Genomic DNA, 7,537 nt, shown 5'->3' with positions numbered 1-7,537 from the left:
GGTAGCGGCCGGGCTGCGGCTGCTGCAGCAGACTCGCGTCGACCAGGCGCTCCAGGAGATCCTCAGTGTCCTCGCGGGAACGGCCCAGCATGACGGCAGGGGTGAGCGCGTCGAATCCGGCGGTCGGCGATAGGCCCAACGCGCGCAAAGCGCGCCGCAGTTCGGGTGCGAGCTGGTTGTACGACATCCGGAAGGCGGCCTCCACGCTGCGGTCATCGGCCCGCAGTTCGCCGAGGCGGCGCGCGTCGTCCGACATCCGGTCCACCAGGTGGGCCAGTGTCCAGTACGGGCGGTTCTGCAGCCGGGCCCCGTGATCCGCGGTGCTAGGGGCAGACCGCCGCAGCGCCGGGCGAGTTCATGCGCGGCCTCTGGTTCCCCCTCGGCGCGCGCCTCACCCAGCAGGTGCGTGAGCAGCGGGACCGCCTTGCCCGTGCTGAGGGGCTCCGCGGTGAGCCGCAGGCCGGCGTCGAGTCCGGCAGGCGCTGCCGGCTGGCCACCAGTACTGCTGCCCGGACCGGCAGGCAGCAGGGTGCGCACCTGTTCCGCGCCGCGGGCGTCGCCCACGACCAGCAGCAGCCGCAGGGAGCTGGTGGTCGCGCGCCAGGCCGTGACCAACTCGTCCAGGTCGTCCGGCAGATCGCCGTTGGTGCTGTTGACGGCGCGCAGCAGCCGGTGCAAGGCTCGCCGCCTTCGCCCCAAAGACGGGCAAGACCCTGTGGAGCGTGCGGACCGCGGCCCGGGGGATGCGGGGCTACGGCCGGTCCGGTGACACCGTCTGCTACCTCGACCAGGTCCTGCACGCGGTCGACGCCCAGACCGGGGCGAAGCGCTGGACGGCAGGCTCCGGCCTCGGCGAGCTACAGTTCCTGGGCGCCATACGCGACCTCTTCCTCCTCGCGGGAAAGAAAGGGCTCTCGGCTTCGACGCCGAGACCGGCCAACAGATCTGGCACCATCCCGTCAGCGGTGGCTCCGGCTCCTGGTCGACGTTTCCCACCGACGACCACATCTTCGCCAGCTGGTCCGGCAAGCTCTTCTGCTTCTCAGTGCCCTAAGGGCTCGCCAATGGCACACAAGGTCGACTTCGGGACGTACACACGACGGGTTCAATTTCCACACTGATCGCTCACGCGCGGAGGTCTGAGCCGAGCCGCCCCATTCATGAACGCTCGGTGGGAGTAAAGTGGATTACGCATCCCTCCCCGAAGAGGTACCCCGCATACGGGCAGTGTCTCCCGCTCCTCCAGTAGTCCTAGCACCGACGCCACCGCGCACCCTGAGCGGCCGAGCGCTCACCTAAAATCCCTGCGCCAGGTTCCCTCGGCGTTTGACACCACCGACCCGATTCTGCCGATTCCGCCGACGCTCCTCGCCTGAGATCGACACTCCGGTCGGGGGATATCGCAGCAACCCGCGGCCCCGCCCCACCTCAACCATCGGGTTCGAGTTCGAAACTGATGCTGTCGGTGAAGGGGCAGCGCCTGGACGGGAAGTAGGGCTCGATCCACACCACGGCTCTGCACGAGAACACCGTCGCCGCGTCCGCGGTCAGTCTGCGGGGAAGGGTGCGCTGAACTTTCGTTGTGACGCTGCGTTGCTTGGGCCGGGCTTGTGTCCCGCTCTGCTGCGATATTCGTGGCGCAGTCAAACCGAGGGGCTGTCCGAACGTCTCTTTGGCGGAGTGCGCCCAGGTCTCGGATATACCAGTGGAACCGTGTGCCACTGCCGTCTCCCCGTCCTCGCTCGCCGTGTACTGGGACGCCAGGACGACCGCGCGGGTGGCCGGGCCACACCCCCTCCGGGAGGGATAGAGGCCGTACGCGACATTCACCTGGCCGGGAGCTTCTCGCAGTGCCTGGACGATCTCGCCGAGATCCGCCCGGCCCGTTCGGGGTGCTGCCACCCTGAGGTCCCTTGGATCTCCACACAGAGGTTGGGCAGCGAGTCGAGCTTGGCTCCCAGCCAGGCAGGAGTGTGTTCGACGCCCCCGACGGCATGCTCTTCTGGGTAGCCCCATCCGCGGAGTTGTGTAGTGGCGGGTCAGCTGAATGGGGACCAGTGGGACCCCGAACCGTCGTGCTTAACGGGCTGCTTCGTGCCCCAGCGTGCCCAGAGCAGATAGATGCCCAGAGCGAGGCCGATCGCCGTGAGCGGAATGACGATGGCCAGGACGATCCCCATCATGGCCCCTCCTTGCCTCGTTCCACGGCGCCCTTACGACGCGCGGTGAAATTGCGGCAGTCGCAGTAGTCCGGCCTGCCCCATTTCGGCCAGTCGGTGCCGAAGCTGTCGTTTCCCCACCGCTCATCCCCGTATTTATGCCCGCAGTGGCCGCCGCCGTGCTCGGGCTGCGGGTGTCCGCAGGTGGCGCAGTGGGGTTGGACGACAAGGGGGGCAATGATCGGGCCGCTTCGCAGGATGACTCCGATGGCTACCACGCCGGCGGCCAGGACGACGGCGCCGACCAGAGCCACGACTTGGTACATGCTCATCCCGGGCGCCCCCTCGCAGGGCCGGTCGGTTTCATTCGTCCGCCAGGGCTTCGGGGAAGTACCAGCTGCGGTCGTCGTCCCAGAGTCAGGTCGACGTCGTCCAGGTGCACATGCCATTCGGCGGCGCCCAAGTCCGGCGCAGGGAGTTGAGGAGAGCCAGCGTGTGGTCGAGGCCGACCGCCAGGATCTCCGCATCGCGGCAGTGGACCAGCTTCCGCGCGTCCCATAGCACCTCGTCCGGGCTGTACGGCCTCGCCGCTGCCGTACGGAACGTCGAAGCCCTCCGCGCCCTCGTCCTCCCCGGTGAACCGGTCCGGATCCAGGGCAGCAATCACGGAGGAGAACTCGTCGATCTCCCGCTGCCCGCAGCGGCCGGGCGCGCTCCGCACGGAAGTACATGGTGCTCATGCGAGTCAACGCTTGCTGATGAAGGAGTCGGGCGTCAATCGCATCGCCGGCACGCTCGCGAAGGGTTCGCCGGAATTACCCCGGCCGTTCGTCCGCAGTTCGCTGCCCTGCGAAAGACCGTGGGTGTGCGTCGCTCGACGCCCTCGCAGGACGCCGACTCGAAGGGCACGAAACGCACTGCGCCGACTGCGGTGCACGCAGTCGCGCGCCCAGCACTCGAAGGGAGGTTACCGGCGATCTGCCATGAGGCGAAGATCGTCTCCCCCGAGGAGGCCAAACAGGAGTGGCAGTGGACAGCGGCGACGGCTGGATGCTGCACGCAGGCGACGCCTACTTCTTCCATGGCGAGGTGGATCGGGCCAATCTCCGCTCGACACCCGGCCTGCGCCTGTTCCAGTTCCTCGCGGACACAGAGCGCGGCAAGCGCCTGCGTAACCAGCACAGGCTGCTGGAGCTGGCACGCGAATCTGGCGACGAGATCACGATCTTCTCCGCCCACGACCCCGTGGAACTGCGTCGGCACGAGTCGGCAACTCCCCCGTGGCAGCCTCACCAGTCTGCTTTCAGCACACGTTTCCCGGCGCTCCTGCCGGGTCCGGTGTACCGTCTCGGGAGGTTGGTGACACGAAATCCTCGAAGTTGAGTTGCTGCGGGATACCCGTGAGCGGCTCAGGCGGCTGGTCGAAGACGAGCCGGTAGCCGCTTCGCGCTCGCTGACATCTTCATCAAGAAGCCCAACGCCGACTGTCTGAGGGACTGGGTGGTCGATCGGCTACCGTCAACGCGGCCCGAACCCGAGCTCGGCGTCCAACCCGAAACCTATCGGGACGAATTCCACGGACTGTGGGACCGATCACGCGGGCAGAAGCCGCGCCGTCAGTGAGTGGTTCCACTGCTCGGTGCGCTCGGCATGGCCGCCCTGGTCGCCGCCGCGGTCGTTGCCTTCGGCGGCGGCGACGCCACGTCTCAGGCCTCCTCGCCCACACCACCCAGTGTCGCGGCGCCAACCGTCTGGCGCCCCGGGTTCGCGGTACCCGACCCAGCAGACGGGTAATCAGGTCCAGGGCAACGACATCGACGGTTTCGACACCGGCCCGGCGGGCTCCGGCTCATGCGCCTCGATCACGCCAGGGCGCTCGCGGGTCAGCGCCATCAGTCGGGGCTGACGGCCGCGCGGCCGAGGGCCGACGGTGCTACTCCGGCGGCCAGAAGCCGCGCCCTTCCAATTCGTCGACCAGCGGCGGATAGTCCCGCCGGACCACCGAGCCGATCACGATGCGATCCAGCAGCACCAACTCGCCGACGAATGCCGGGTTGTCCCAGAACACCTTCGACCTGCGCTCGGGGACCACGGCGAACGGCGCTCCGAGGATGTCGTTCACGGTGGCGACGGCCTCGTCGAAGACGCCGACCAAGAATTCGTGCCATGCGGCATCGACCGAATCGACGAGATGAACCGTCACTTGATGGATCTTCGCGCCGTGGACCTCGACCCGGCCCAGGGGCTTTTCCAGCTGAGCGCTCGTGGTCATGACGATCGTCGATTCAGTGCTCAGCTCTGCCGGCGCCCAGCCGACCAGCCGACTGAATCGCTCGATATCACCGGTGCCCCAGGTCCAGTCGAACTGCGTGGCCGCGCGAAAGAATTCCGCCGCGGTCTCGATATCGGCCTTCGGATCGTCGGTCATCCCCGCCTCCATACTCCCTGCCACAGGTTCGTTCGTGAACTCGAAGCCGCAATTCGACGCCGTCGCGAACGGACGCTCGGGCCGATCCCAACACGCTCACGGCGCGCAGGGCGCGGTCGGTCGAGATCAGTTCGCCCTTCCGTGCCGCTTCTTGCGGTTGAATTCCGCTACCTTTCGGGCGATTTCGGCCTTTTCCGCAGCAACGTTGCTACCGTCGAGCTGGCCCGCGAACGCGGCGCGGGCTGCGGCGACAGAGCTGTCGGGCACATCCGGGTAGGCGCGGGCGATCGACCACAGCGCCTCCTCGGTCTCGGTGTCGAGTCCGCTGTGGGTGTACATGCCGCTCCCGCTGCACACCGAGTCGAGCAGCACGGCGAAGGTACTTCGCAGCTCCGCATCGGACGGGTGCTTGTCGAGCATGGGGTCCTCCTTCGTCCGCGCGATCGGTCAATACGAGAATATTCGGTCACGGCGGTTCTCGTCGGCCAGCACATCGCGGATCAACAGTCCGAGATCCAGGTCGGGTGTGACCGGACGGTGGCCCAGTCGGTGTCTACGCGCGGTGTGTCCAGATCGCCCACGCGCAGCGTCATGTGCCGAGCGGGGCCTTGCCGGTTCGGAGGAGAACCGCCGGGGCGGGCCGCGTACCCAGGTGCCGCCGCGGGTGCGGGCTCGGGCGAGATCCACGTCGCCCTGGACAACCTCTCCACGCACACCACCCCGAGGTGAAGGCATGGCCGGCGGAAAACCCGCACGTCCACTTCCATTTCACCCCGGTCGGGTCCTCGCGGCTGAACCAGATCGAGATCTGGTTCGGGATCATCGCCCGCCAGTCCATCCGCCGCGGCACGTTCGCAAGCGTCAACGTCCTGGTCAAACAGATCCCCGACTACATCAACTCCTGGAAGAGGAACGCGAAACCCGTCACCCGGACCGCCAGCGCCAGCGCCAGCGAGATCCTCACCAAGGTCCGACTCGTCCAGACCAGCGTGAAGAAACTCGTCAATAACAACTCGAAGTAGCGCAATCAGAATCACGAGACACTAGGAAGAAGGCCTCGATCGCGGGTGGGAGAATTCGACACTATGGCTGATCGGCGGAGGGATTGACGTGGCTCTGTGTGCCCATGTCGAGAGAATTTACGAGGATGAGAAAGTAGTCCGCTATCAATACGAGAACTCGACAGGCGAGCGGCGGACCTTGTTCCTCGACAAGACGACCGAGCAACTGTCGCCCGAAAGCGGAGCCGAGGACACGCTCTACCGCGCGATCGCAATGAAGTTGGCCTCGCTGTGGGTACGCGATGGAGCGCCTCCGACGCACTTCATTGTGCAGCCGTAGCGGCTGGAAAACAGTCGAGAGTTGACCAATGGGTGACACCGGGAATCCGTGGCCCGAGCCAGCCTGTGAGCGATCATGAAATTTCCCACCGGACGCGGGTTCCGCGTCACGTAATTCGACTCTGTCGAAGATCTTGTGATTAGGCCCGTGCCCGGCGGTTGGTTCGGCACGTTGCCGCTGGTGTGGTTCGCGAAGCCTTGAAGCGGTTCTTCCTCATCTGGCCGGCGTAGTTGAGTTCGTCCAGCAGTCGGCGGCCCAGATCGTGCTCCACGCCCATGCCAGAGCTGTCGGGGCGGCGCGTCCGCACTGTTCGAGACCATCGGGCCGGGTGCACGGGCGGTACGTCCGACATGTGGCGGATTGCCCTTGCCGGAAACCTCATCCGCCCTGGTAGGGGCCGGTGCATCGGGTTTCCCGAAATTTGGTCGCGGTCGTCTGAGTCGACGCTCTCGCGCAGCTGCCGTCAGAACGTCATGATGATCGATCGTGCTGCTGCGACTGGCTTACTTGGGTGTGTCGAACGCGTTCGTGATGCTTCGCCTGCTGCCGATGACCGACCGGGACAAGGACGCGGAGATCCTCGCCCTGCGCCACCAGATCACCGTGCTGGAACGCCAACTCGGCCAGGAAAAGGTCCGGTTCACACCGAGCGATCGGGCATTCCTGGCGGCGCAGCTGCACCGGCTGCCACCGCACGTCCTGCGAAGACTACGGCTGCTCGTACGCCCCGACACGGTGCTGCGTTGGCACCGCGCCCTCGTCGCGCGCCGCCATGCCGCCTCCTGCCGGCCCAAGCGCCCGGGACGGCCGCGCACAGTGCGCTCGATCCGCGTCCTGGTGCTGCGACTGGCGAAGGGGAACCCGAGCTGGGGGTACAGGCGTCTGCACGGCGAGCTGCTTGTACTGGGGGTGAAGGTGGGCGCGTCCACCGTCTGGGAATTCTTGAAGGAGGCCGGCATCGACCCAGCACCCGAGTGGGCCTCCAGTACCTGGGCCACCTTCCTTCGGGCTCAGGCTGATGCCCTGCTGGCCTGCGACTTCATGGAAAACGCTGTCGGGGGTACGGATGTACGTGTTCGTGGTGATCGAACACGGCAGTCGCCGGATCCGCGTCCTGGGCGCCACCGCGCATCCAAGCGCATCCTGGGTAGCGCAAGCCGCGAAGAACCTCGTCATGGACCCCGACGACCTCGGCTGCTGCACACGGTTCATGATCCTGGACCGGGACGGGAAGTTCCCCGACCTCTTCGATGCCGTCCTCAAGGACGCGGGGATCGACGTCGTCCTCAGCGGCATCCAGATGCCACGAATGAACTCGATCATGGAAAGGTGGATACAGACCTGCCGCCGCGAGCCCCCGGACCGGACGTTAATCTGGAACCAGCGACATCTCCCCCACACCCTGCGCGAGTTCGAGCAGTTCTACAACACACACCGCCCACGCCAGGGCATCGCAAACGCCGGACCGCTCCGCCCCGTGCCCCCGCCGATCGACGATCCCGACGCGTTAGCCCGCCTCGAATACACCGACACGATCGCCTCGGCGGCATCCTCCACGAATACCAACATACAGCGTGACCTGCACGGACGAGATTTCCGGTAAGGACAG

At 66.5% G+C, this 7,537-nt stretch carries 8 protein-coding genes and 1 pseudogene; 4 read left to right on the top strand and 5 right to left on the bottom strand.

Going from position 1 to position 7,537, the window contains the following annotated elements; genetic code table 11:
• From JK364_RS56710 to JK364_RS53630, 3 genes are all read right to left on the bottom strand, one after another.
• Window positions 1–256 (bottom strand): hypothetical protein (locus JK364_RS56710; RefSeq protein ID WP_230993946.1); only part of this gene is annotated, 256 nt, incomplete at its 3' end.
• 1,783 nt (window positions 257–2,039) lie between these two features.
• On the bottom strand, window positions 2,040–2,183 hold the full coding sequence (locus JK364_RS53635) for a hypothetical protein (protein WP_201858756.1): 144 nt from the start codon (window positions 2,181–2,183) through the stop codon (window positions 2,040–2,042).
• Complete coding sequence (locus JK364_RS53630; RefSeq protein ID WP_201858755.1) at window positions 2,180–2,491, bottom strand: hypothetical protein; 312 nt, start codon at window positions 2,489–2,491, stop codon at window positions 2,180–2,182. Before JK364_RS53630 ends, JK364_RS53635 begins: the two co-directional genes overlap by 4 nt.
• A 697-nt stretch (window positions 2,492–3,188) precedes the next feature.
• Between JK364_RS53630 and JK364_RS53625 the strand changes: the two genes are divergently transcribed.
• Window positions 3,189–3,542, top strand: a complete 354-nt coding sequence (locus JK364_RS53625) for an MBL fold metallo-hydrolase (protein WP_201858754.1) — start codon at window positions 3,189–3,191, stop codon at window positions 3,540–3,542.
• Between the two features lie 550 nt (window positions 3,543–4,092).
• Here JK364_RS53625 and JK364_RS53620 read toward each other — a convergent pair.
• Window positions 4,093–4,587: a DUF6301 family protein gene (locus JK364_RS53620; protein ID WP_201858753.1), complete on the bottom strand. Its 495-nt coding sequence runs from the start codon at window positions 4,585–4,587 to the stop codon at window positions 4,093–4,095.
• Between the two features lie 126 nt (window positions 4,588–4,713).
• Entirely contained in the window at window positions 4,714–5,007 is a 294-nt protein-coding gene (locus JK364_RS53615) for a hypothetical protein (protein ID WP_201858752.1), read from the bottom strand.
• A gap of 305 nt (window positions 5,008–5,312) precedes the next feature.
• On the opposite strand from JK364_RS53615, the gene JK364_RS53610 reads away from it, so the two are divergent.
• From JK364_RS53610 to JK364_RS53600, 3 genes and pseudogenes are all read left to right on the top strand, one after another.
• The gene (locus tag JK364_RS53610; RefSeq protein WP_201858751.1) at window positions 5,313–5,609 is read left to right on the top strand and encodes a hypothetical protein; all 297 of its coding nucleotides are present in this window, start codon (window positions 5,313–5,315) and stop codon (window positions 5,607–5,609) included.
• Between the two features lie 88 nt (window positions 5,610–5,697).
• The gene (locus tag JK364_RS53605) at window positions 5,698–5,928 is read left to right on the top strand and encodes a hypothetical protein (RefSeq protein ID WP_201858750.1); all 231 of its coding nucleotides are present in this window, start codon (window positions 5,698–5,700) and stop codon (window positions 5,926–5,928) included.
• A gap of 486 nt (window positions 5,929–6,414) precedes the next feature.
• Window positions 6,415–7,506, top strand: a pseudogene (locus JK364_RS53600) (transposase family protein).
• Window positions 7,507–7,537: the final 31 nt, after the last annotated feature.

The organism is Streptomyces endocoffeicus (assembly GCF_016741935.1).
Lineage (GTDB): Bacteria > Actinomycetota > Actinomycetes > Streptomycetales > Streptomycetaceae > Streptomyces > Streptomyces endocoffeicus.
Note: the sequence above shows the minus strand (reverse complement) of the source record. Positions and strands in the feature narration are given on the sequence as shown.

Bases quoted from the DNA above. Each gene is read 5' to 3' on its own strand.
- JK364_RS53630 (WP_201858755.1), bottom strand. From the start codon at position 2,491: ATGAGCATGTACCAAGTCGTGGCTCTGGTCGGCGCCGTCGTCCTGGCC.
- JK364_RS53615 (WP_201858752.1), bottom strand. From the start codon at position 5,007: ATGCTCGACAAGCACCCGTCCGATGCGGAGCTGCGAAGTACCTTCGCC.
- JK364_RS53620 (WP_201858753.1), bottom strand. From the start codon at position 4,587: ATGACCGACGATCCGAAGGCCGATATCGAGACCGCGGCGGAATTCTTT.
- JK364_RS53635 (WP_201858756.1), bottom strand. From the start codon at position 2,183: ATGATGGGGATCGTCCTGGCCATCGTCATTCCGCTCACGGCGATCGGC.